The organism is Streptomyces sp. NPDC091376 (assembly GCF_044757085.1).
Taxonomy (GTDB): domain Bacteria; phylum Actinomycetota; class Actinomycetes; order Streptomycetales; family Streptomycetaceae; genus Streptomyces; species Streptomyces pratisoli.
In genome coordinates this window covers 910,176-931,665 of sequence record NZ_JBIVUF010000001.1, presented here as the reverse complement: position 1 = coordinate 931,665, position 21,490 = coordinate 910,176, and the positions used below count along the sequence as shown (strand labels likewise).

Genomic DNA, 21,490 nt, shown 5'->3' with positions numbered 1-21,490 from the left:
CTGGCGTTGATTTTTGGCACGCTGTTGAGTTCTCAAGGAACGGACGCTTCCTTCGTACTCACCCTTTCGGGCTTTCCTCCGGGCGCTTCCCTTCGGTGTTTCCAACCTTACCAGATTCTTTTTCCGTTCCGTTCCCGGTTCGGATTTCGTATCCAGTGGCCGTTGGAGGGCCTTTGCCTTTCGGCTGCCTTTCGGCGTGTTCACTACGCTAGCCGATTTTCCCGGCGGCTCATAATCGAGCCGATCGAGTTCGAATTTCGGCATGCCGAAATCAAACCCGCTTGGGTTTGTCGTAGGTAGTGGATGGCCGCTTCGGGGGCTGTAGAACAGCAGTCCCTGTTCATGCGGCTCGGGCTACGTTAGGCGTCTCGCTACGCCGAGTCAAGTCGCCCTGCGGCGTGGCGCGTGGGCACGGTAGGGGCTCACGGTGGGGTCGTCTGCGATCCAGAAGCGCCAGGGGTGAGTCGCGCCGTCGCCGCCGACGCCCGTGCGGGGGCCGTTGCGTACCTGGTCAGGAGCGGCGGGTGTGCCCGTGAGGATGGCCAGTGGAGCGGTCTGGCCGTCCTGGGCACGGCAGACGTCCGCGCCGTCGAGGGTGCGGTCGATGTCGAGGGCCGTGGCCAGGCGGGCCGGGCCTTTGGCCAGTTCCCTGTCGTTGCGGGCCGAAAGTCGACGTTTGAACGCGAGCTCCTGGCCCACTTGGACCTCGCCCGCGCGCAGCAGGACTCCGCTCGCCCTGCCCTCCGGACCGCACACCAGGTTGAGGCAGTGCCACATGCCGTACGTGAAGTAGACGTACGCGTGTCCGGGTGGGCCGAACATGACTCCGTTGCGGGCGGTGCGACCGCGGAAGGCGTGCGAGCCCGGGTCGACCTCGCCGGCGTAGGCCTCCACCTCGGTGAGCCGGAGTTCGATGGTGCCGTGTTCCGTGTGGCGGACCAGCGTCCGGCCGAGGAGGTCGGGGGCCACGTCGAGGACCGGGCGGTCGAAGAAGTCCCGCGGCAGCGGCGTACGGTCGGGGCTCTTGGACATGGCCTCCGAGGGTACCCGTCACCGTCGTCAGGGAACCGACTAGCGTCGTCGCGCGTATGTAGGGGTCAGAACCAGGAAGGGATTGAACATGGGCTTCAAGAGGCTGCTCGCGAGCATGGGGGCCGGCGGTGCCTCCGTCGAGACCGAGCTCACCGAGGCGAACGTCGTTCCGGGCGGGGTCGTCCAGGGCGAGGTGCGTATCCAGGGCGGTTCGGTGAACCAGCAGATCGAGGGTCTCTCCGTCGGTCTGCAGGCCCGCGTCGAGGTGGAAGGCGGGGACCAGGAGGTCAAGCAGGACATCGAGTTCACGAAGCAGCGTCTCGGGGGTGCCTTCGAGGTGCAGGCCGGGGCGGTGCACGTGGTGCCGTTCGGGCTGGAGATCCCGTGGGAGACGCCGGTCACGGCGATCGCCGGGCAGCAGCTGCGCGGCATGAACATCGGTGTGACGACGGAGCTGGAGATCGCGCGCGCCCTTGACTCGGGTGACCTGGACCCGATCAACGTGCACCCGCTGCCGGCGCAGCAGGCGGTCCTGGACGCGTTCATTCAGCTGGGCTTCCGCTTCAAGAGCGCGGACATGGAGCGCGGTCACATTCGCGGGACCCGTCAGCGGCTGCCGTTCTACCAGGAGATCGAGTTCTTCCCGCCGCAGCAGTACCGCGGGCTGAACCAGGTGGAGCTCACCTTCATCGCCGACGACCGTGAGATGGACGTCGTGCTGGAGATGGACAAGAAGCCGGGGCTGTTCAGCGAGGGCAGCGACTCGTACCGGGCGTTCAAGGTGGATCTGCACAACTTCCAGACGACCGACTTCGGCGCGTACCTCAACCAGTGGCTCGCTGATGTCGGCGGCCGTCGTAACTGGCTGTAGGGCTCTAGGCTCGGTGCCGTAGGCGCGTACGCGCAGGACTGCCGGATTCGGAGGTTCAGACGTGACCGAGGCGAAGAGAGCTCCGCTGCCTCATGCTTTCCATCCGCCGGTGCCGTCGTTCACCGTGACGAGCACCGATGTCGAGCCCGGAGCTTTTCTGAAGGACGCCCAGGTCCACTCGGCGGGGAACACCTCGCCGCAGCTGCGGTGGGAGGGCTTCCCGGCGGAGACGAAGAGCTTCGCCGTGACGTGCTTCGATCCGGACGCCCCGACGGGCAGCGGGTTCTGGCACTGGGTGCTGTTCGACATCCCGGCGTCGGTGACGGAGCTGCCGGCGGGTGCGGGCGGCGGGAAGTTCGAGGGGCTGCCCCCGGGAGCCGTCCATGTCCGCAACGACTACGGGTCGAAGGACTTCGGCGGGGCCGCTCCGCCTCCCGGTGACGGTCCGCACCGCTATGTGTTCACCGTGTACGCGGTGGACAGCGAGAAGCTGGGTCCCGGCGACGACGTGTCGCCGGCCGTCGTGGGCTTCAATCTGCGGTTCCACGCCCTGGCGCGTGCCGAGCTGATCGGCGAGTACGAGAACCGCGGGTAGCTTTCCGAGGGTTCGCCTGTTGTTTGCCCGCTCCTGGTCTTGGAGAGATCAGGAGCGGGCATCTTTCGTTGTGCGCGGATATTGCGTTGTCCATCGCGGCGTGCCCGGCCAGAGTTGATCCAAGCCCAGAGCCCGCCACTAGGGCCGGGCCGGCACACGGGAGGTGGGGCACAATGCGGGACACGCTGGTACTGAATGCGAGCTTCGAGCCGCTTTCGACGGTGACACTCAACCGTGCGGTGGTGCTCGTGCTGCAGGACAAGGCCGTCGTCGAGCAGGCCCACCCCGCTCTCCGTGTCCGTGCGGCGGCGGTCGAGCTTCCGGTGCCCCGGGTGATCAGGCTCTGCAGATACGTGCGGGTGCCGTTCCGAAGACAGGCGCCGTGGTCGAGACGCGGTGTGCTGGTCCGGGACCAGCACCGGTGCGCGTACTGCGGGAGGCGGGCGACGACCGTGGACCATGTGGTGCCGCGGTCGCGGGGTGGTGCGGACAGCTGGCTGAACACGGTCGCGTCCTGCGCCGAGGACAATCACCGCAAGGCGGACCGTACGCCGGAGCAGGCGGGGATGCCGCTGCTGCACGAGCCCTTCGTACCGACGCCGGCGGACGCGATGCTGCTGGCGCTGCGGGCGGGTGAGCGGTCGGCGCTGCCGGAGTGGCTGGCGCAGCACGGCACGGAGTCCGTCGAGCGGTCCGCGGCGTAGGTGCGTACGCGGTTCTGTGAGGTGAGAGCCCGCCTCCTTCGGGAGGCGGGCTTTTGTGTGTCAGCGCATCAGGAGTTGGACGATGGCGACCGTGCCGACGACGACGATCGTGGTGCGCAGTACCACCGGGGAGAGTCTGCGGCCGATCTTGGCGCCGATCTGGCCGCCGATGGCGGAGCCTACGGCGATCAGCAGGACGGCGGTCCAGTCGAAGTGGGCGACGAAGAGGAAGAAGAGTGCGGCCACGGAATTGACGATCGCGGCGAGCACGTTCTTGGTGGCGTTGAGGCGTTGCAGGCTGTCGTGGAGCAGCATGCCCATGAGGGAGAGGTAGATGATCCCCTGGGCCGCGGTGAAGTAGCCGCCGTAGACGCTGGCGAGCATCACGGACGTGATGAGGAGCGGTCCGCCGTCGGGGTGCGGGTCCACGTTGCCGTTGCGCTCGCGGCGGCGCTGGACGGCCGCGGAGATACGGGGCTGCAGGACCACGAGGACGAGGGCGAGCGCGACGAGTACCGGGACGATGGTCTCGAAGGCCGTCGGGGGCAGCAGGAGCAGCAGCATCGCGCCGCAGAGGCCGCCGATGAGGGCGGCCGTGCCGAGGCGGAGGATGCGCCGGCGCTGGCCGGTGAGTTCGGCGCGGTAGCCGATGGCTCCGCTGATCGATCCCGGTATCAGGCCGAGGCCGTTGGAGACGGTGGCGGTGACCGGTGGGAGGCCGGTGGCGAGCAGGACGGGGAAGGTGATGAGGGTTCCCGAGCCGACGATGGTGTTGATCGTGCCCGCTGCCGTACCGGCGGCGAAGATCGCGATCGCTTCCCAGACGGACAAGGCCCTCTCCTCACATGATCAGTGTGTCGCCTCCCCGCCATGAAGGTCGGGGGGCCGCACCTGATCACGCATGATCGCGCGACGGTGTCAGTCGATCGGGGGCTGCTCGCGTCGCTCCGTGCCGCCGCTCTGGCGGGGGATGTTGCCCCCGTTCCCGCTCTGCTGGTTCGCGTTGCCGTTGCCGCCTCCGTTGTTGCCGGAGAGGGGGCCGCCGAAGCTGCCGATGGCTCCGGAGAGGCCCTTGAGGGCGTCGCCGATCTCGCTGGGCACGATCCAGAGCTTGTTGGCGTCGCCCTCGGCGATCTTCGGGAGCATCTGGAGGTACTGGTACGAGAGGAGCTTCTGGTCGGGGTCGCCGGCGTGGATCGCCTCGAAGACCGTACGGACGGCCTGCGCCTCGCCCTCGGCGCGCAGGGCGGCGGCCTTGGCCTCACCTTCGGCGCGGAGGATCGCGGACTGCTTCTCGCCTTCCGCGGTGAGGATCTGGGACTGGCGGATGCCCTCGGCGGTGAGGATGGCGGCGCGCTTGTCACGGTCGGCGCGCATCTGCTTCTCCATCGAGTCCTGGATGGAGGTCGGGGGTTCGATGGCCTTGAGCTCGACCCGGTTGACGCGGATGCCCCACTTGCCGGTGGCCTCGTCGAGGACGCCGCGCAGGGCCGCGTTGATCTCCTCGCGGGAGGTGAGGGTCCGCTCCAGGTCCATGCCGCCGATGATGTTGCGCAGGGTGGTGACGGTGAGCTGCTCGATCGCCTGGATGTAGCTGGCGACTTCGTAGGTCGCGGCGCGGGCGTCGGTCACCTGGTAGTAGATGACGGTGTCGATGTTGACGACGAGGTTGTCCTGGGTGATCACCGGCTGGGGCGGGAAGGGGACGACCTGCTCACGGAGGTCGATCCGGTTGCGGATCGAGTCGATGAACGGGACCACGATGTTCAGGCCCGCGTTGAGGGTGCGGGTGTACCGGCCGAAACGCTCGACGATGGCGGCACTGGCCTGGGGGATGACCTGGATCGTCTTGATCAGGGCGATGAAGACCAGCACCACCAGAATGACCAGAACGATGATGATCGATGGCATCGTGCTTCCCGTGCCCTTCGCTGCCGGATGAACTACCGGATGATGTACCGGACGAGTCTGATGATCGAGTTTCCCAGACCGCGGGCGTTCGTGGGTGAGGTTCGGCCACATGGTCATGACGAACTGTCACATGAGATGTCGCATGAGCTGTCACATCACCACGGCGGTCGCCCCGTCGATCTCGACCACGTCGACCTGCTCCCCGGGTTCGAAGGCCCGTGAGGCGTCGAGCGCACGGGCCGACCAGATCTCTCCGGCGAGCTTGATGCGGCCCCCGTCGCTGTCCACCCGTTCCAGCACGACGGCCTGACGGCCTTTCAGCGCGTCGATTCCAGTGGCCAGTTGGGGGCGCTGCGAGCTGTGGCGGGCGGCGATGGGCCGGACGACCGCGATGAGCGCGACCGACACCGCGGCGAAGACGACCACTTGGCTCACCACGCCGAAGCCGAGCCCCGCGGTGACGGCTCCCGCGACGGCTCCGGCGGAGAGCATCCCGAATTCGGGCATGGCGGTGAGCACGAGCGGGATGCCCAGTCCCACCGCTGCGATGAGCCACCACACCCATGCGTCGATGTCCACATGGGCATCGTAGGACCGCGAACGCCGCCCCGACAGGGCGCGATCAGGAATGCGGCGGCGTGGGGCGGGTGGGCGGTGTGATGGCGGGGCGTCAGGAGAGCGGGAGGCCCTGGGCCGTCCAGCGCTCGCCGTTGCGCTCGACGACGAGCGGCAGGCCGAAGCAGAGGGAGAGGTTGCGGGAGGTGAGCTCGGTCTCCATGGGGCCCGCGGCGAGCACCTTGCCCTGCCGGATCATGAGGACGTGGGTGAAGCCCGGCGCGATCTCCTCGACATGGTGGGTCACCATGATCATGGAGGGGGCGAACTGGTCGCGGGCGAGGCGGCCGAGACGGCGGACCAGGTCCTCGCGGCCGCCGAGGTCGAGCCCGGCGGCGGGCTCGTCGAGGAGCAGCAGCTCGGGGTCGGTCATCATCGCGCGGGCGATGAGGGTGCGCTTGCGCTCGCCCTCGGAGAGGGTGCCGAACTTGCGGTCCAGGTACTCGGACATGCCGAGGCGGTCGAGGAAGGCGCGGGCGCGCTCCTCGTCGACGGCGTCGTAGTCCTCGTGCCAGGTGGCGGTCATTCCGTAGGCGGCGGTGAGGACGGTCTGCAGCACGGTCTGGCGCTTGGGCAGCTTCTCGGCCATGGCGATGCCGGCCACGCCGATACGGGGGCGGAGCTCGAAGACGTCGACCTTGCCGAGCCGGTCGCCGAGGACGGTGGCGGTGCCGGTGGTGGGGAAGAGGTAGCTGGACGCGATGTTGAGGAGGGTGGTCTTGCCGGCGCCGTTGGGGCCGAGGATCACCCAGCGCTCGCCTTCCTTGACCGACCAGGAGACGTCGTCCACCAGAGCGCGTCCGTCGCGGACCACGGATACGTCCACCAGCTCCAGTACATCGCTCATGAGCGCGTTGTCTCCCCATGCAATCGTCTTGAGGTTCTCGGGCCCTGTGCGCCTGTGGGCGCGGCTCCCCAGTAAACCTACGCCACCCGTCACGTACTCCTGTCCCCGGTCCGGTACCTAGGCTGGGTCCATGCTCTCGGAACCACGTTCAGGACGGCTGGCGGCATGGGGAAATGCCCTTTTGGCCGGATTTGTATCACCAGATGACGCAGTGATCGCGATTGTCGGGGACGACGCGGTGCACCGTGTGGAGGGTCTGCCGGGTGAGACGGGGCCGGTCGGGCTCACGCTGGCGCTGGGGCGGCTGCGCGGGCTCGGAGCGCGTGGCTTCCGGGTCGCGCTGCCCGCCCCGGGGCACCCGCTCGGGCTCAGCGGTCCGCCGGACTTCAACGCGCGGGCGCTGGACGCGGAGGAGGCGGCGGTCTGCCACGGCGCCGCGTACGGGCTGGTGCCCGAGGTGCACGAGGCGGGTCCCGCCGGTGATGTGCATGTCGAGGTCGTCTGGCACTGTCTGCCCGTCCGGGAGGCCCCGCCGGCCGATGTGCCCTCGCTCTCGGAGGCGGAGCGGGAGCTGGCGGAGGGGCTGCGAGAGGCGACCGAGGTGCTGTCGCGGCTCGATGTGGCGGCCTCCGGCCCGGTGGCCCAGGCCGCGGTCGACGCTTTCCGGGCGCGGGCGGAGGCGAGTGCCGGCCATGAGGTGCTGGCGCCCGGGTACCCGCCGCGTGCGGCACGGGTGCTGGAGCTGGCCCAGCGGATCGGGCTGCTGATCTCGCTGGCGTACGAGAACGGGCACGGCGGGGCGATGAGCGCCTCCGAGATGGCGGCGCGGGGCGCGGCGCTCCGGCCCGTGGAGCGCGTCGCGCGGCGCGCCCTGGTGGCCGCGTACAACGCGTACGTGGAGGAGCAGGAGCGCGACGGGAGGCGCTGACGCGGGCGTCCGGCTCCACGGAGGTGGACTCGCGCCGGACTCGCGGCTGGCTCCCGGTGCACTCGCGGCGGGCGACCGCGGGCTCCTGGACCCGCGGTCGCGGACAACCCCGAGGCCCGTCCGATCGGCGGCGCGGGAGGCGCCGCGCGGCGGCCGCACATGCCGACCGGCCGCCGTGACGGCGGCCGGTGTGGCCGTGCTCGCGTGCCGGACGGGCTCGGTTCGCCCGCGAACGAGGACCGGCTCGTTCAGCCGTTGACGCCCTCGTTGCCGAAGGCGGGGTTCAGGGCGCCGATGACGTTGACGGTGTTGCCCACGGCGTTGACCGGCACGTGGACCGGCACCTGAATCAGGTTGCCGGAGCCGACGCCCGGGGAGTTCTCGGTGTAGCCGCCGGCGTGCGCGCTGGTGGCGGACGCCATACCGGCACCGGCGGCCACGAGCCCACCGGCGACCATCGAGACGGCAACGGCCTTCTTCAGGTTCTTCACTTCTGGATCCTCCTAGGCATCGCCGCGGCGGACCGCCGCGGCTCGCCATGGACAACGGCCGGAGGACGAGAGGGATACGCCGTGTGGGCGACATACACCCGACGGTATGAATCTCACACCGGAGCCGAGCGGTCCGCCGCGCCGGCCCCGATGACCTGCTGAAACGTTCCGATCAGCTGGTGAGTCCATGGCGTACGGCCCAGAGCGCCGCTTGCGTGCGGTCCGCGAGATCGAGCTTCATCAGAATGTTCGACACATGGGTCTTCACCGTCTTCTCCGAAAGGACCAGCGCCCGGGCGATCTCCCGGTTGGAGCGGCCGTCGGCGATCAGCCCGAGCACCTCCCGCTCGCGCTCGGTGAGTGACGTGCCCCTCCCCTGCCCGGTGTGGGGATCGTCCTGGGCGAGCAACGCGCCCGCCACCTCGGGCTGGAGCAGCACATGGCCCGCGTGCACGGAGCGGATCGCACCGGCCAGCGCGTCCGGGTCCACGTCCTTGTAGACGTAGCCCGAGGCTCCGGCGCGAAGGGCGGGGACCACCGTGCGCTGTTCGGTGAAGCTGGTGACGATCAGCACCTTGGCGGTGTTGTCGAGGGCGCGGAGCTTGCGCAGGGCCTCGATGCCGTCGGTGCCGGGCATCTTCACGTCCATCAGGACGACGTCGGGCCGCAGCTCCTCGGCGCGGGCGACACCCTCGTCGCCGTCTCCGGCCTCCCCCACGACCTCGATGTCGTCCTGCACCTCCAGGAACGTACGCAGACCACGGCGCACCACCTGATGGTCGTCCACCAGCAGCACCCGGATAGTCCTGTCAGCCACCGGGGACCTCCATCTCGACCGTGGTGCCCTTGCCGGGCGCCGATTCCACCGTGAGTGTGCCGCCCACGCCGCCCGCCCGGTCCCCCATGGAGACGAGACCGAGGTGGCGGCCGGCCCTGCGGACCGTGCCGGGCTCGAAGCCCTTGCCGTCGTCGGTGACGCTGAGGACCGCGCCCTGCCCGCGGCGAGCCAGGCTGACGGCCACGAGCTCCGCGTCCGAGTGCCGCAGGGCGTTGTGCAGGGCCTCCTGGGCGACCCGCAGCAGCGCCTCCTCCTGGGAGGCCGGCAGCGCCCGGACCCCGCGGCTGTCGAAGGTGACGCGCGCGGTGTGGGCGCGGTCGAGCACCTGGACGTGCGTACGCAGCGTGTTGACCAGGCCGTCCTCGTCCAGGGCGGCGGGGCGCAGCTCGACGACGGCCGCCCGCAGCTCGTCCGCGGCCTCGGCGGCGAGAAGGGCGACCTGCTGCAGTTCGCCCTTGGCGCGGACCGGGTCGCGGTCCACGAGGCGGGCCGCGGCCTGGGCGGTCAGCCTGAGCGAGAACAGCTTCTGGCTGACGGCGTCGTGGAGCTCATGGGCGAGACGGGAACGCTCCTCGGCGATGGTGAGCTCGCGGCTGCGCTCGTAGAGCCGGGCGTTGGTGAGGGCGATCGCGGCGTGCTGGGCGAGGATCGAGAGCAGTTCCTCGTCCTCCTCGGTGAAGCCGCACTCCGCCCCCCGGGAGGAGGGGGGCCTGGAGCACCGCTTGTTGGCGAGGAACAGCGCGCCGATCGTCTCGTCGCCGTCCTTGACGGGCAGGCCCAGGAAGTCGGACATGTCGGGGTGGGCGGAGGGCCAGCCCTCGAAGCGGGGGTCCTTCCGCACGTCCGCGAGCCGCTCGGGGTGCGCGTCCCTGAGCATCGCGGCGAGGATGCCGTGCTGGCGCGGGAGCGGCCCGATCGCCCGCCACTGCTCGTCGCTGACCCCGTCGACGACGAACTGGGCGAAGCCTCCGTGATCGTCGGGGACGCCCAGCGCCGCGTACTCCGCGTCGAGCAGCTCGCGGGCCGAGGCGACGATCGTCTTGAGGACGTCGCGCACCTCCAGATGCCTGCTCATCGCGAGGAGAGCGGTGCTCACGGCGGCGAGGCCGGAGCTCGGTCGATGGCTCATGGGATCACGGTACCGGCGGGGTGTGACGGTGCGTATCGGGCTGTGGGCGGCCCCTGGGGAGGACCGCGGACCTAGGTCGAAGTGCCCTGCCCGGTAAGGGCCCGGGGACGAGGCGGCGGGCGGCTGCCGGGAGCGAGCCTGAGGGGCATCCGGACGGCGTCGGAACACCGGCCGGCAACGGAACAGAGGGGACGGACGTCATGCCTGTCGCGATCATCACGGGGGCTTCGAAGGGGCTCGGACACGCACTGGCGGCGGCGCTCGCACGGCGCGGCTGGGATCTGGTGCTGGACGCGCGCACGGCGGGCGTACTGGAGGAGTCGGCGCGGGCGCTGCGGCGCCACGGGACGCGGGTGACGGCGGTGCCCGGGGACGTCACCGACGCCCGGCACCGTACGGAGCTGGTGTCCGCGGCCCGGGAGCTCGGCTCGCTCGAGTTGCTGGTGAGCAATGCCAGTGCGCTGGGCGCCGAGCCGCTGGTGCGGTTGGAGGAGCTGGCGCTGGACGGGCTGCGGTCGGCGCTGGAGACCAATGTGGTGGCGGCGCTGGGGCTGGTGCAGGAGTCGCTTCCGCTGCTGCGGGCGGGCTCGCCGGGGGCGGTGATCGCGGTCTCGTCGGACGCGGCGGCCGAGGCGTACGAGACCTGGGGCGGTTACGGCGCCTCGAAGGCGGCGCTGGATCAGCTGGCGGCGGTGCTCGCCGTGGAGGAGCCGGGGCTGCGGGTGTGGACGGTCGACCCGGGCGACATGCAGACGGATCTGTACGCGGCGGCGGTGCCGGACGACGACGAGCCGAGGCCGGGCCCGGGGAGCGTGGTGCCGGGGTTCCTGCGGCTGCTGGACGAGCGCCCGGTGAGCGGCCGGTACGCGGCGCCTGCCCTGGCCGCGGCGCGATGAGCGTGCTGGAGTCGCTCCGGGTGCCCCAGGAGCTGTCGGCCCGGGTGCCGGCCGAGGAGCGCGGGTCCGGGCGGGACGACGTACGGCTGATGGTGTCGCGCGGGACGGAGGTGTCGCACCGCGCCTTCGGTGAGCTGCCGGGGGTGCTGCGGGCCGGGGACGTTCTGGTGGTGAACACGTCGCCGACGCTTCCGGCGGCCGTGAACGGGCGGCTGGGAGGGGAGCGGCTGGTCGTGCACTTCTCGACGCGCGGGGACCGGGGACACCCCGGGACGGAGTCCGCGGCCGGCCGGTGGGCGGTGGAGCTGCGTACCCCGGACGGGACGGGCAGCACTCTGCCGAGGCCGGGAGGTCCGGCGGGCGCGCGGATACGGCTTCCCGGGGGCGGGCTGCTCGTACCGGAGGAGCCCCTGGTGGCGGGGGCGGACCGGCTGTGGTGGGCCACGGTGTCCGTGGACGTGCCGGCGCTGATGCGGCGGTACGGCCGGCCCATCCGCTACCGCTACACCGTGCGGGACCAGCCTCTGTCCGCGTACCAGTCGGTGTTCGCGCTGCCCTCGCCGCGCGGCGCGGGCTCCGCGGAGATGCCCAGTGCCGCGCGTCCCTTCACGGAGCGGCTGGTCGCGGAGCTGGTGCGGCGGGGTGTGCAGTTCGCTCCCGTCACGCTGCACACGGGGGTGGCGTCGGCGGAGGCGCACGAGCCGCCGTACCCGGAGCGGTTCGAGGTGCCGGCGTCCACGGCGTGGCTGGTGAACGCGGCGCGCGGGCGTCGCAGCGCGGCGCGGGACGTCCCGTCGGGGGCCGCCGGCCGGGAGACGGGCGGGCGGATCGTCGCGGTCGGGACGACGGCGGTGCGGGCGCTGGAGTCGGCGTCGGGGGCGGACGGGAGGGTACGGGCGGCCTCGGGGTGGACGGATCTCGTCGTCACGCCCGCGCGCGGGGTGCGGGTGGTGGACGGCCTGCTGACGGGGCTGCACGAGCCCGCGGCCTCGCATCTGCTCATGCTGGCGGCGATCGCCGGGCCGGAGGTGCTGGCCAGGAGCTACTCCGAAGCGCTGGAGCGACTCTACCTCTGGCACGAGTTCGGCGACATGCACCTCATCCTCCCGTAGTACGGCACTCACTCAATGCATTGCTGGAGCAACGCTTGGTGATGCTGTTACGCGTTCGATGTGAGCCCGCGCATAGGACCCAGGTCACTTACGAAGCGCCCTAGTGGACACATAAGGGACATGTGAGCAGCACAGCATGGGTGACTTGTCCGATTTTGCGGCTTCCGGGTCCACTATCGGGGATAGTACGTCACACCTTTGCCACAGGATTTTGCTGCCGCTAAGAATTGCGTTCGTCGCCGCCGAGCAGGCGTTGCGCCTCCCGGCCGAAGCGACTCCCGCTATTCGAAGAGGTACGTCTCGCATGTCCGCGTCCCGCACCCCCGGCTCCCGCCGTATGTCCAAGACCCACAAGTTCTCGATTGCCGGTCTGGCCGCCGTTGCCGCCTCCGCCGTCGCGTTCTCGCTCGTCCCGGGCAACGCCGTCGCCGGCAGCGAGACGCAGGCCGTGCCGGCCTCCCAGGTCGCGTGGTCCTCCTCGGTCGACACCGCGAAGGCCACCGCCCTCCAGACCAGCATCGCCGAGCAGAACGCCTTCACGGCCGCCCAAGTCAAGGTCGCCGCCCAGGCCAAGGCCCAGGCCGCCGCCAACGCCAAGGCCGCTGCCGCCGCCCAGGCGAAGGCCGCCGCTGCCGCCGAGGCCAAGGTCGCCGCCGCGGCCAAGGCCAAGGCGCAGGCCCAGGCCGCCGCCAAGAAGCGCGCCGCGGAGCAGGCCGCCAGCCGTGCGGCCGCCCGTAAGCCCGTCTACGCGAACAACCTGGACGGCTGGATCCGCGAGGCGCTCGACATCATGAAGAAGCACAACATCCCGGGCACCTACCACGGCATCCACAAGAACATCATGCGCGAGTCCTCCGGCAACCCGCGCGCGATCAACAACTGGGACATCAACGCCATCAACGGTGTCCCGTCGAAGGGCCTGCTGCAGGTCATCAAGCCCACCTTCGACGCGTACCACATCCCCGGCACCTCCTGGGACCAGTACGATCCGGTCGCCAACATCGTCGCCGCCTGCAACTACGCGGCCGACCGGTACGGCTCGATGGACAACGTGAACAGCGCCTACTGACGGACGCTGCGCACACGCCGAAGGGCGGCACCCCGCACGGGGTGCCGCCCTTCGGCGTCGTCGCCGGCCGTATGCCGCCGCGCGTCGCGGCTACTTGCGCATGACCTCGGGCTCGTGGCGGCGCAGGAACCGGGCCACGAAGAAGCCGCACAGCGCGCCCAGCGCCAGCAGGGCGGCCATGTCCAGGCCCCAGGCCCCGATCTCGTGGTCCCACAGCGGGTCCGTGTTGCCGGGGTCGTCCTGGTTCGGACTGATCTTGTTGAAGTCCAGCGTGGCGCCCGCGGCGGCGACCGCCCAGCGGGACGGCATCAGATACGAGAACTCGTTCACGCCGACGGTGCCGTTCAGGATGAACAGACAGCCGGTGAAGACCACCTGGACGATCGCGAACATCACCAGCAGCGGCATGGTCTTCTCGGCCGTCTTCACGAGCGCCGAGATGATCAGGCCGAACATCATCGAGGTGAATCCGAGCGCCATGATCGGGAGCGAGAGCTCCAGGAGCGTGGAGCCGCCGAGGACGAGGCCCTCCTCGGGAATCTCACGGGTGGAGAAGCCGATGACGCCCACCAGCGCGCCCTGGAACACCGTGATCATGCCGAGGACGATGACCTTCGACATCAGATACGCGGAGCGGGACAGGCCCGTCGCGCGCTCCCGTTCGTAGATCACCCGTTCCTTGATCAGCTCACGGACCGAGTTGGCGGCGCCGGCGAAGCAGGCGCCGACCGCGAGGATCAGCAGCACGGTCGTGGCCGTGCCGTTGGGGATGACCCGGCCGCTCTGCGGGTTCACCCCGTTGGGCAGCAGGCCCTTGTCCGGATCGATGAGCAGGCTCACCGCGCCGAGGACGGCCGGCAGGATCACCATCAGCGCCAGGAAGCCGCGGTCCGAGGCGATCACCGAGACATAGCGCCTGATCAGCGTGGTGAGCTGGGAGAACCAGCCCTGCGGCTTGGGCGGCCTGATCGCCTGCGGCGGCGGCATGTGCACCGACTGCGGGGCGACGGCGTCGATGTCCGCGGCGTACATCTGGTAGTGCTGCGAGCCCTTCCAGCGGCCCGCCCAGTCGTAGTCGCGGTAGTTCTCGAAGGCGGAGAAGACATCGGCCCAGGTGTCGTAGCCGAAGAAGTTCAATGCCTCCTCCGGCGGACCGAAGTAGGCCACCGAACCGCCGGGCGCCATCACGAGCAGCTTGTCGCACAGCGCCAGCTCGGCCACGGAGTGCGTGACGACGAGGACGGTGCGGCCGTCGTCGGCGAGGCCGCGCAGCAACTGCATGACATCGCGGTCCATGCCCGGGTCGAGGCCGGAGGTCGGCTCGTCCAGGAAGATCAGGGAGGGCTTGGTCAGCAGCTCCAGGGCGACGGAGACGCGCTTGCGCTGACCGCCGGAGAGGGAGGTGACCCTCTTGTCCTTGTGGATGTCCAGCTTCAGCTCGCGCAGCACCTCGTCGATGCGCTGCGCGCGCTCCTGCTCGCTGGTGTCCGCGGGGAAGCGCAGCTTGGCGGCGTACTTGAGCGCCTTCTTGACGGTCAGTTCCTTGTGCAGGATGTCGTCCTGCGGGACCAGACCGATGCGCTGACGCAGCTCGGCGAACTGCTTGTACAGGTTCCGGTTGTCGTAGAGGACATCGCCCTGGTTGGCCGGGCGGTAACCCGTGAGGGCCTTCAGCAGCGTCGACTTGCCGGAGCCGGACGGGCCGATGACCGCGACGAGCGACTTCTCCGGGACGCCGAAGGAGACGTCCTTGAGGATCTGCTTGCCGCCGTCGACCGTCACCGTGAGGTGGCGGGCGGAGAAGGAGACCTCACCGGTGTCGACGAACTCCTCGAGCCGGTCGCCGATGAGCCGGAACGTGGAGTGACCGACGCCGACGATGTCGTTCGGGCCGATGAGCGCGGTGCCGGACTTGGCGAGCGGCTGGCCGTTGACGTAGGTGCCGTTGTGGGAACCGAGGTCGTGGATCTCGAAACGGCCGTCGGGCGTCGCGTGGAACTCGGCGTGGTGGCGCGAGACCTGGAGGTCGGAGACGACCAGCTCGTTCTCCAGCGCACGGCCGATGCGCATCACCCGGCCGAGGGAGAGCTGGTGGAACGTGGTGGGGCTGCGGTCGCCGTAGACCGGCGGAGCCCCCGCGGCACCACCGGGAGTCTTCTGGACGTACGGGTCCTGCGGTCCCTGCTGGTGCGGGACGTGGGCCGCGGGCGGCTGCTGCCACTGCTGCTGCGGAGCCTGCGCCTGCTGCGCCTGCTGGGCATGAGGAGCCTGCTGCGCCTGAGGGGCCTGCTGCGCCCAGCCCTGCTGCGCCTGCTGCGCGGGGGCCTGCTGCGAGGCGGCGCCTTGCGCGCTGTACGCCCCCGCGGCGCCGGACACACTCAGCCGCGGGCCGTCGGTGGCGTTGCCGAGGTGCACCGCGGCGCCGGCACCGATCTCCATCTGGTGGATGCGCCGGCCCTGCACATAGGTGCCGTTGGTGCTGCCGTGGTCCTCGATGACCCAACTTTGGCCGCCCCAGCTGATCGTGGCGTGCCGCCACGACACTCTGGCGTCGTCGATCACCAGGTCGCCCTGCGGATCACGTCCGATGGTGTACGACCTGGACGGATCGAGGGTCCAGGTCCTTCCGTTCAATTCCAGTACGAGTTCCGGCACTCCATGCCCCACTAGTTGTCCCCCGAGTTACCCCCGTCGCAGGGAGTCTAGGGATGGTGAACATCGTGAGGAACTATTTCAGGAGCAGTCCCGTATCCGAAAGTCGGGCCTTGTGAAGACGGCGTCGAGGCTTCCTTCGATGCGCCGTTGACGGAGGAGAAACACCCCCGGAGAGTGGTAAGCGCCCATGAGTGCACACGGATCATGCACGAAGGGACAAGTCCGTACGGATCGGGGGGTCCTGATGGCGGCGAGCAGCGACGGGCTCCCGGCGGTCGGCGTGCGTGACGGTGTGCCGTGGACGGATGTGGTCCTCGGCTCAATCGCCGCCGTGAGCTGGGCGATGGCGGGTATGGCTGCGACCGCCGCGCTCGGACTGCATCTGCTGGGCGCCGACTCGGCCGGGGCGCTGGGCCCGATGACAGCGGCGGTGACGGTGCTGGCGGTGGGCGGTTCGGTGACGCCGTCGGGCGATGTGTCCGTGTTCGGCCTGGAGGGTGCGGAGGCGACGACGGCGGTCGACATCACGCCACTCGGGGTGAGCCTGGTCGGGGCGGTACTGCTCGCGCACTTCTTCCTCCGGTCGCTGCGCGGCGCGGGGGCGTATGTGCGGGGTAGGGAACTGGCCGCGCGGGCCGCGGTGTTGACGGGGCTGTTCCTCGGCGTGGTCGGCTGGCTGGCCTGGGCCGGGCACGACGTCATCACGTTCGACGGGGATGCGCCGGGCATCGGCGAGCTGCCGGGGAACGGGGCCGACGAGGGCGAGGGTGGTATCGAGGTTCCCGGGCTCGGTGAGATCGGGGACAGCGGTGAGATCGGGGACATCGGCGGGATCGGGGACATCGCGGGGCTGCTTCCCGACCGGCTCGGGGACCTGGAGCGCGCGCAGGCGTCGGTCGGCTTCTCCGTGGACACCGCCGACTCACTGGCGGGCGCGCTGTTCTGGGTGCTCGGCGTACTGCTCGTCGCGCTCCTCGCATCACGTCGTACGCCGCTTCCGTCCGGCTGGGACGCGGTGCACCGGCTGGTACGGCCGGCCGTCTCCGCGCTGGTGACGGTGCTGCTCGTCGCGGTGGCGGCCGGGGCGGCGGCCGCCGCGTACGCAGCGGCCGGTGACGAGCATCCGGGCCGGATCGGCGGCGCGGCGCTGCTCGGCACACCGAACGGGGTGTGGCTCGCGGTCCCGCTGGGCCTCTTCGTGCCGTGGGACGGAGGGGCGACAGGCGGACTGGCGGAACTCCTGCCGGATCCGCTGGACGAGCTGTCGCGGATCTCGGCGGACGGGCCGATCACGGTGGGAGCGCTGGCGGAGCTCGACGGGCGGGTGTGGCTGCTGGCGGTGGCCTGTGCGCTGACGATGCTCTGCGCGGGAGTGCTGACCGCGGTCCGCACACCGCGCGCGGCCGGGGCCAGGACGGTGGCCTTCGCCGCGCGGTGCGCGGTGGCGCTGGGTATGACGACGGCCGTGGCCCTGCCGCTGCTGGTGGGGCTGACGCGGGTGTCCGCGGACGCGTCGCTGTCGGTGCTGGGGGTCGACGCCTTCGGGGCGGGGATCGAGTTGCACGGGCGACCGGGCGCGGCGGTGGCGCTGGGAGCGGCGTGGGGCGCGGGAGCCGGGGCCGCGGGTGCGCTCCTGGCGTGCGTGTGCGGGGCCGCGGGCCGGCGGGTGTCCCCGCTCGCGTCCCGGTCCACCGCAAGCCGCCCGGGCCCTGGGCCGTACCGGGCGTCGGTGCCGTATCGCCCGCCGAACGCGGATACGAACCCCTATCTGCGGTTGCCGCCGACGGTGCGGCCGCGTACGGAGGGGCCCCGGGACGGACCGCCTCAGGACACGCCTCCCGATGAGCCACCGCCTCCCGGGGCGCCGGGAGCGCGCCGCTGATGTTCCGTACCGTCGGCGGATGCTGTTCACGGCATGACCGGCGCGGTGTCCGGTACGCGGGACGGGCGGGCGCCTGGCACGGAGTGCCCGATACGGTGGGAGCACCATGAGCGCATCGCAGCCCCCTGAGACGTTCGACGTCCCCACTCTCCTGGTCAAGATCTTCGGGAAGGACCGTCCCGGGATCACCGCAGGTCTCTTCGACACCCTCGCCGCCTACGCCGTCGACGTGGTCGACATCGAGCAGGTCGTCACACGTGGGCGCATCACGCTGTGCGCGCTCGTCACCCAGCCGACCGCCGGGACCGAGGGCGAGCTGCGCGCGACCGTGCACAGCTGGGCCGAGTCCCTGAAGCTACAGGCCGAGATCATCTCGGGCACGGGTGACAACAGGCCGCGCGGCAGCGGCCGTTCCCATGTCACCGTGCTCGGGCACCCGCTGACCGCGGAGTCCACGGCGGCCATAGCGGCCAGGATCACCGGCACCGGGGGCAACATCGACCGGATCTTCCGGCTCGCGAAGTATCCGGTGACCGCCGTGGAGTTCGCGGTGTCCGGCTGTGAGACCGAGCCGCTGCGCACGGCGCTGGCCACCGAGGCCGCGGAGATCGGTGTGGACGTCGCGGTCGTCTCGGCCGGGCTGCACCGCAGGGCGCAGCGCCTCGTGGTGATGGACGTGGACTCGACGCTCATCACGGACGAGGTCATCGAGCTGTTCGCGGCGCACGCCGGCTGCGAGGCGGAGGTGGCCGGGGTGACGGCTGCCGCGATGCGCGGAGAGCTGGACTTCGAGCAGTCTCTGCACGCCCGGGTGGCGCTGCTGGCCGGTCTGGACGCGTCGGTGGTGGAGAAGGTGCGCAGCGAGGTGCGGCTCACGCCGGGCGCGCGCACCCTGATCCGTACGCTGAAGCGGCTGGGCTTCCAAGTCGGCGTGGTATCCGGCGGGTTCACCCAGGTCACCGATGACCTCAAGGAACGTCTCGGCCTGGACTTCGCCTCCGCCAACACCCTGGAGATCGTGGACGGCAGGCTCACCGGGCGGGTCGTCGGCGAGATCGTGGACCGGGCGGGCAAGGCACGGCTGCTGCGCCGGTTCGCGGCGGCGGCGGGCGTACCGCTCGACCAGACCGTCGCGATCGGCGACGGCGCCAACGATCTGGACATGCTGAACGCGGCCGGGCTGGGGGTCGCGTTCAACGCCAAGCCCGTGGTGCGCAGGGCGGCGGACACGGCGGTCAACGTGCCGTTCCTGGACGCCGTGCTGTATCTCCTCGGGATCACCCGCGAAGAGGTCGAGGCGGCGGACGCCCACGAGGACTGAGCCGCCGCGGCGAGCGGCGGTACACACGGGGACCGGCCCCGGTGCGCGATGGGCGCACCGGGGCCGGTCCGTCGACGGCGTACGCCGGCTACTCGTGCGGTGCCCAGTAGTCGAGGAGCGTGCCCACGCCGTGCTCGACGGTCTTCCAGGAGCCGGAGAAGCCGACCACGGCGAACGCGGCGGTCGGGAAGCCGCCGCGGGTCATCCGCTGCATCGTGTCGCCCTCCGCCTTGCCCGCGAGGGCGTCCGCGAGGGCGTGCATTCCGGGGTTGTGGCCGATGAGCAGCAGGTCGGCGACGTCGTCCGGGGTCTCGTTGAGCAGGGCGAGAAGGTCACCGAGCGAGGCGTCGTAGAGCCGCTCCTCGTACACGGTCCTGGGGCGCTCGGGCAGCTCGTGGACCGCCAGCTTCCAGGTCTCTCGGGTCCTCGCCGAGGTCGAGCAGAGCGCCAGGTCGAAGGGGATGCCGGTGTCGGCGAGCTTACGGCCGGCGACGGGGGCGTCCATGCGGCCACGGTCGGCGAGCGGCCGCTCGTGGTCGGACACCTGAGGCCAGTCGGCCTTCGCGTGGCGGAGTAGGACGATCCTTCGCGGTGTATCGGTGCTCATACTCCCCAGCTTCGCATGAAATCAGCCAGCAGGCGCAGGGTGTTGAAGGGTGAACGCACCAGGGTGACGACGGGTGGCCCGGAGGGAATCCGGGCAGGCCGAAGGGCTCAGGAGCCGGTCAGCGCCAGCTGGATCCAGCCGAGGAAGACGCCCGGCGACGGGTCGCCCGCGGCGTGCGCCTGCCCGGCCCCGGTCATCAGCACGAGCAGCGCGGAGAAGGCGATGACCGGCAGGACGAGGGCCCACCACCGCAGCCGTACGCCGTCGCCGACGGCCGCGGCGGCCGGGGCGTTGGACGGGGTGCGCGTACGGGCCGACATGGCCGCCTCCGGGTGGTCTGAAGGTGGGCTCCTGCTGAGCTGCTTCAAACCTACGGATCAGGGGCCCGGTCTCCCATCCGGTGATCCACCCACTTCACCCTGACACCGGCCCCCTAGGGGATGGTGGGGACAACCCCACCCTGCTCCCCGCCCGGCGCCGGGGCTCCGGTCAGGGGCGCCGGGGCTCCGGTCAGGGCGAGGCGATCGAGGCGACGATGCCGATGATCACTGTGATGGCGATCATGGTGCCGAAGACGAGGAGGAGCTTCTTCTGGCCGTTCGGGGGGTTCGGGTCGAGCACAGGCATGGGGTCAGTCTCGCATCCCGGCTTCGTCCTCCACCGTGCGGTCCCGCCCGGCCAGGATGCCGACCGCCATCTGCGGCAGGATCAGCCCGGCCATCAGCACGAGCGGCAGGTCCCAGCCGCCGCTGTGCTGGTAGAGGACGCCCACCAGCAGCGGCCCGGGGATGGAGATCAGATAGCCGGTGCTCTGGGCGAAGGCGGAGAGCCGTACGACACCGGCACCGCTGCGGGAGCGCATGCCGATCATGGTGAGGGCGAGGGGGAAGGAGCAGTTGGAGATGCCGAGCAGCAGCGCCCAGGCCCATGCCCCGGCGGCGGGTGCGAGGAACAGTCCCGTGTAGCCGGTCAGTCCGCACAGGCCGAGAGCCACGACGATCGGGCCCTGGGTCTTCAGCCGGGTGGCGAGCCGGGGGATCACGAACGCGAGCGGTACGCCCATGACCATGGTCACGGCGAGCAGCAGGCCGGCCGTGCCCGCGGGGACCCCGGCGTCGCGGAAGATCTGCGGCATCCAGCCCATGCTGATGTACGCGCCGGTGGCCTGGAGGCCGAAGAAGCAGGCGAGGGCCCATGCGGTACGGCTCCGGGCGATGCGCGGGGCGGATGCCTGCGCGGTCCGCCCGGCCGCGGTCGCGGTGGCAGTGGCGGGCGCGGTGGCGGTGGCAGTGGCAGTGGCAGTGGCAGTGGCAGTGGCAGTGGCAGTACGGGTACCCCCGCCCGCGCGCCGGCCACGTACCAGCAGCAGCCACGGCAGCACGGCGACGACCGCGAGCACCGCCCAGACGCCGAGGCCGGTGCGCCAACTGCCGCCCAGCGCCTGGGTCATGGGCACGGTCGCGGCCGCGGCGACCGCGGTGCCGAGCGACAGCGCCATCGAGTAGAGCCCGGTGACGCCGCCGATGCGGTCGGGGAAGTACCGCTTGACGATCACCGGCATCAGCACGTTGCTGACGGCGATGCCCATGAGGGCGAGTGCGCTGGCGGCGAGGAAGGCGGTCGTGCCGCCCGCGAAGGGCCGTATCAGCAGTCCCGCGGTGATCGCCACCATCCCGGCGCAGACGATCGCCGCGGGCCCGAAGCGGCGGGCCAGCCGGGGCGCCGCGAGCCCGAAGACCGCGAAGCAGAGCGGCGGTACGGAGGTGAGGACACCGGCGACGGTGCCGCTCATGTGCAGCCCGTTCTGCACCTCTTCGAGAAGGGCGCCGAGGCTGGTGATCGCGGGACGGAGGTTGAGCGCGGCGAGCACGAGTCCGGCGATGACGAGCCGGAGGACCCAGACCGGGACCCCGGGGGCGGGAGAATCGGAGTGTGTACGGATCGCCGTGGCGGCGGGGCTCAGGGTCTGGGTCTCGTCGGGCATGGA

Annotated in this window: 23 protein-coding genes; 9 read left to right on the top strand and 14 right to left on the bottom strand. The window is 70.8% G+C overall.

Going from position 1 to position 21,490, the window contains the following annotated elements:
- Together ACIQMR_RS04195 and ACIQMR_RS04190 are read right to left on the bottom strand one after the other, a co-directional pair.
- Window positions 1-264 (bottom strand): hypothetical protein (locus ACIQMR_RS04195; RefSeq protein ID WP_401382586.1); only part of this gene is annotated, 264 nt, incomplete at its 3' end.
- Between the two features lie 117 nt (window positions 265-381).
- Complete coding sequence (locus tag ACIQMR_RS04190; protein ID WP_401382583.1) at window positions 382-1,032, bottom strand: DNA-3-methyladenine glycosylase; 651 nt, start codon at window positions 1,030-1,032, stop codon at window positions 382-384.
- Between the two features lie 88 nt (window positions 1,033-1,120).
- Between ACIQMR_RS04190 and ACIQMR_RS04185 the strand changes: the two genes are divergently transcribed.
- From ACIQMR_RS04185 to ACIQMR_RS04175, 3 genes are all read left to right on the top strand, one after another.
- A complete protein-coding gene (locus ACIQMR_RS04185; protein WP_358668298.1) occupies window positions 1,121-1,903 on the top strand; it encodes a sporulation protein in 783 nt (260 codons plus the stop codon).
- A gap of 61 nt (window positions 1,904-1,964) precedes the next feature.
- Window positions 1,965-2,498 (top strand): YbhB/YbcL family Raf kinase inhibitor-like protein, encoded by a 534-nt coding sequence (locus ACIQMR_RS04180; RefSeq protein ID WP_401382580.1) that lies wholly within the window; start codon window positions 1,965-1,967, stop codon window positions 2,496-2,498.
- A gap of 173 nt (window positions 2,499-2,671) precedes the next feature.
- Window positions 2,672-3,202, top strand: a complete 531-nt coding sequence (locus ACIQMR_RS04175) for an HNH endonuclease (protein WP_266375214.1) — start codon at window positions 2,672-2,674, stop codon at window positions 3,200-3,202.
- A gap of 60 nt (window positions 3,203-3,262) precedes the next feature.
- Here ACIQMR_RS04175 and ACIQMR_RS04170 read toward each other — a convergent pair whose 3' ends face one another.
- From ACIQMR_RS04170 to ACIQMR_RS04155, 4 genes are all read right to left on the bottom strand, one after another.
- Complete coding sequence (locus tag ACIQMR_RS04170) at window positions 3,263-4,033, bottom strand: sulfite exporter TauE/SafE family protein (RefSeq protein ID WP_401382577.1); 771 nt, start codon at window positions 4,031-4,033, stop codon at window positions 3,263-3,265.
- A gap of 87 nt (window positions 4,034-4,120) precedes the next feature.
- The gene (locus ACIQMR_RS04165) at window positions 4,121-5,113 is read right to left on the bottom strand and encodes an SPFH domain-containing protein (protein ID WP_401382575.1); all 993 of its coding nucleotides are present in this window, start codon (window positions 5,111-5,113) and stop codon (window positions 4,121-4,123) included.
- Between the two features lie 150 nt (window positions 5,114-5,263).
- Complete coding sequence (locus tag ACIQMR_RS04160; protein WP_401382574.1) at window positions 5,264-5,692, bottom strand: NfeD family protein; 429 nt, start codon at window positions 5,690-5,692, stop codon at window positions 5,264-5,266.
- 91 nt (window positions 5,693-5,783) lie between these two features.
- A complete protein-coding gene (locus tag ACIQMR_RS04155; RefSeq protein ID WP_266375206.1) occupies window positions 5,784-6,575 on the bottom strand; it encodes an ABC transporter ATP-binding protein in 792 nt (263 codons plus the stop codon).
- Between the two features lie 130 nt (window positions 6,576-6,705).
- Between ACIQMR_RS04155 and ACIQMR_RS04150 the strand changes: the two genes are divergently transcribed.
- Window positions 6,706-7,503 carry a hypothetical protein gene (locus ACIQMR_RS04150; protein WP_401382571.1) on the top strand — a complete coding sequence of 266 codons (798 nt, stop codon included), beginning with the start codon at window positions 6,706-6,708 and terminating at the stop codon, window positions 7,501-7,503.
- A gap of 248 nt (window positions 7,504-7,751) precedes the next feature.
- On the opposite strand, the gene ACIQMR_RS04145 is transcribed toward ACIQMR_RS04150, so the two are convergent.
- The 3 genes from ACIQMR_RS04145 to ACIQMR_RS04135 all read right to left on the bottom strand — a co-directional run bounded on the left by ACIQMR_RS04145 (window position 7,752) and on the right by ACIQMR_RS04135 (window position 9,961).
- Window positions 7,752-7,994 (bottom strand): chaplin, encoded by a 243-nt coding sequence (locus ACIQMR_RS04145; RefSeq protein WP_401382569.1) that lies wholly within the window; start codon window positions 7,992-7,994, stop codon window positions 7,752-7,754.
- Between the two features lie 172 nt (window positions 7,995-8,166).
- Complete coding sequence (locus tag ACIQMR_RS04140) at window positions 8,167-8,811, bottom strand: response regulator (RefSeq protein ID WP_401382566.1); 645 nt, start codon at window positions 8,809-8,811, stop codon at window positions 8,167-8,169.
- Window positions 8,804-9,961 (bottom strand): GAF domain-containing sensor histidine kinase, encoded by a 1,158-nt coding sequence (locus tag ACIQMR_RS04135; protein ID WP_401382565.1) that lies wholly within the window; start codon window positions 9,959-9,961, stop codon window positions 8,804-8,806. The genes ACIQMR_RS04140 and ACIQMR_RS04135 overlap by 8 nt, the downstream gene beginning before the upstream one ends.
- Window positions 9,962-10,161: 200 nt before the next feature.
- Here ACIQMR_RS04135 and ACIQMR_RS04130 point away from each other — a divergent pair, with 200 nt between their 5' ends.
- From ACIQMR_RS04130 to ACIQMR_RS04120, 3 genes are all read left to right on the top strand, one after another.
- A complete protein-coding gene (locus ACIQMR_RS04130; protein ID WP_401382562.1) occupies window positions 10,162-10,857 on the top strand; it encodes an SDR family NAD(P)-dependent oxidoreductase in 696 nt (231 codons plus the stop codon).
- The gene (locus ACIQMR_RS04125) at window positions 10,854-11,969 is read left to right on the top strand and encodes an S-adenosylmethionine:tRNA ribosyltransferase-isomerase (RefSeq protein WP_401382560.1); all 1,116 of its coding nucleotides are present in this window, start codon (window positions 10,854-10,856) and stop codon (window positions 11,967-11,969) included. Before ACIQMR_RS04130 ends, ACIQMR_RS04125 begins: the two co-directional genes overlap by 4 nt.
- A gap of 304 nt (window positions 11,970-12,273) precedes the next feature.
- Window positions 12,274-13,038: a transglycosylase SLT domain-containing protein gene (locus ACIQMR_RS04120; RefSeq protein ID WP_401382557.1), complete on the top strand. Its 765-nt coding sequence runs from the start codon at window positions 12,274-12,276 to the stop codon at window positions 13,036-13,038.
- A 90-nt stretch (window positions 13,039-13,128) separates the two neighbouring features.
- On the opposite strand, the gene ACIQMR_RS04115 is transcribed toward ACIQMR_RS04120, so the two are convergent.
- Entirely contained in the window at window positions 13,129-15,693 is a 2,565-nt protein-coding gene (locus ACIQMR_RS04115) for an FHA domain-containing protein (protein ID WP_401382554.1), read from the bottom strand.
- Window positions 15,694-15,937: 244 nt separating this feature from the next.
- On the opposite strand from ACIQMR_RS04115, the gene ACIQMR_RS04110 reads away from it, so the two are divergent.
- Window positions 15,938-17,575 (top strand): streptophobe family protein, encoded by a 1,638-nt coding sequence (locus ACIQMR_RS04110; protein ID WP_401382552.1) that lies wholly within the window; start codon window positions 15,938-15,940, stop codon window positions 17,573-17,575.
- Window positions 17,576-17,681: 106 nt separating this feature from the next.
- Complete coding sequence (serB, locus tag ACIQMR_RS04105; RefSeq protein WP_266375186.1) at window positions 17,682-18,896, top strand: phosphoserine phosphatase SerB; 1,215 nt, start codon at window positions 17,682-17,684, stop codon at window positions 18,894-18,896.
- Between the two features lie 88 nt (window positions 18,897-18,984).
- Here the strand turns inward: serB and ACIQMR_RS04100 are convergent, their stop codons facing one another.
- The 4 genes from ACIQMR_RS04100 to ACIQMR_RS04085 all read right to left on the bottom strand — a co-directional run bounded on the left by ACIQMR_RS04100 (window position 18,985) and on the right by ACIQMR_RS04085 (window position 21,487).
- On the bottom strand, window positions 18,985-19,503 hold the full coding sequence (locus ACIQMR_RS04100; protein WP_358668279.1) for a histidine phosphatase family protein: 519 nt from the start codon (window positions 19,501-19,503) through the stop codon (window positions 18,985-18,987).
- A 107-nt stretch (window positions 19,504-19,610) separates the two neighbouring features.
- Window positions 19,611-19,823 (bottom strand): hypothetical protein, encoded by a 213-nt coding sequence (locus tag ACIQMR_RS04095; protein WP_401382549.1) that lies wholly within the window; start codon window positions 19,821-19,823, stop codon window positions 19,611-19,613.
- A gap of 190 nt (window positions 19,824-20,013) precedes the next feature.
- The gene (locus ACIQMR_RS04090) at window positions 20,014-20,130 is read right to left on the bottom strand and encodes an SGM_5486 family transporter-associated protein (protein ID WP_401382546.1); all 117 of its coding nucleotides are present in this window, start codon (window positions 20,128-20,130) and stop codon (window positions 20,014-20,016) included.
- A gap of 4 nt (window positions 20,131-20,134) precedes the next feature.
- Window positions 20,135-21,487, bottom strand: a complete 1,353-nt coding sequence (locus ACIQMR_RS04085; RefSeq protein WP_401382543.1) for a CynX/NimT family MFS transporter — start codon at window positions 21,485-21,487, stop codon at window positions 20,135-20,137.
- Window positions 21,488-21,490 lie beyond the last annotated feature (3 nt).

Bases quoted from the DNA above. Each gene is read 5' to 3' on its own strand.
- ACIQMR_RS04190 (WP_401382583.1), bottom strand. From the start codon at position 1,032: ATGTCCAAGAGCCCCGACCGTACGCCGCTGCCGCGGGACTTCTTCGAC.
- ACIQMR_RS04185 (WP_358668298.1), top strand. From the start codon at position 1,121: ATGGGCTTCAAGAGGCTGCTCGCGAGCATGGGGGCCGGCGGTGCCTCC.
- ACIQMR_RS04175 (WP_266375214.1), top strand. From the start codon at position 2,672: ATGCGGGACACGCTGGTACTGAATGCGAGCTTCGAGCCGCTTTCGACG.
- ACIQMR_RS04165 (WP_401382575.1), bottom strand. From the start codon at position 5,113: ATGCCATCGATCATCATCGTTCTGGTCATTCTGGTGGTGCTGGTCTTC.
- ACIQMR_RS04155 (WP_266375206.1), bottom strand. From the start codon at position 6,575: ATGAGCGATGTACTGGAGCTGGTGGACGTATCCGTGGTCCGCGACGGA.
- ACIQMR_RS04150 (WP_401382571.1), top strand. From the start codon at position 6,706: ATGCTCTCGGAACCACGTTCAGGACGGCTGGCGGCATGGGGAAATGCC.
- ACIQMR_RS04135 (WP_401382565.1), bottom strand. From the start codon at position 9,961: ATGAGCCATCGACCGAGCTCCGGCCTCGCCGCCGTGAGCACCGCTCTC.
- ACIQMR_RS04130 (WP_401382562.1), top strand. From the start codon at position 10,162: ATGCCTGTCGCGATCATCACGGGGGCTTCGAAGGGGCTCGGACACGCA.
- ACIQMR_RS04125 (WP_401382560.1), top strand. From the start codon at position 10,854: ATGAGCGTGCTGGAGTCGCTCCGGGTGCCCCAGGAGCTGTCGGCCCGG.
- ACIQMR_RS04120 (WP_401382557.1), top strand. From the start codon at position 12,274: ATGTCCGCGTCCCGCACCCCCGGCTCCCGCCGTATGTCCAAGACCCAC.
- ACIQMR_RS04110 (WP_401382552.1), top strand. From the start codon at position 15,938: ATGGCGGCGAGCAGCGACGGGCTCCCGGCGGTCGGCGTGCGTGACGGT.
- serB (WP_266375186.1), top strand. From the start codon at position 17,682: ATGAGCGCATCGCAGCCCCCTGAGACGTTCGACGTCCCCACTCTCCTG.
- ACIQMR_RS04100 (WP_358668279.1), bottom strand. From the start codon at position 19,503: ATGAGCACCGATACACCGCGAAGGATCGTCCTACTCCGCCACGCGAAG.
- ACIQMR_RS04095 (WP_401382549.1), bottom strand. From the start codon at position 19,823: ATGTCGGCCCGTACGCGCACCCCGTCCAACGCCCCGGCCGCCGCGGCC.
- ACIQMR_RS04090 (WP_401382546.1), bottom strand. From the start codon at position 20,130: ATGCCTGTGCTCGACCCGAACCCCCCGAACGGCCAGAAGAAGCTCCTC.
- ACIQMR_RS04085 (WP_401382543.1), bottom strand. From the start codon at position 21,487: ATGCCCGACGAGACCCAGACCCTGAGCCCCGCCGCCACGGCGATCCGT.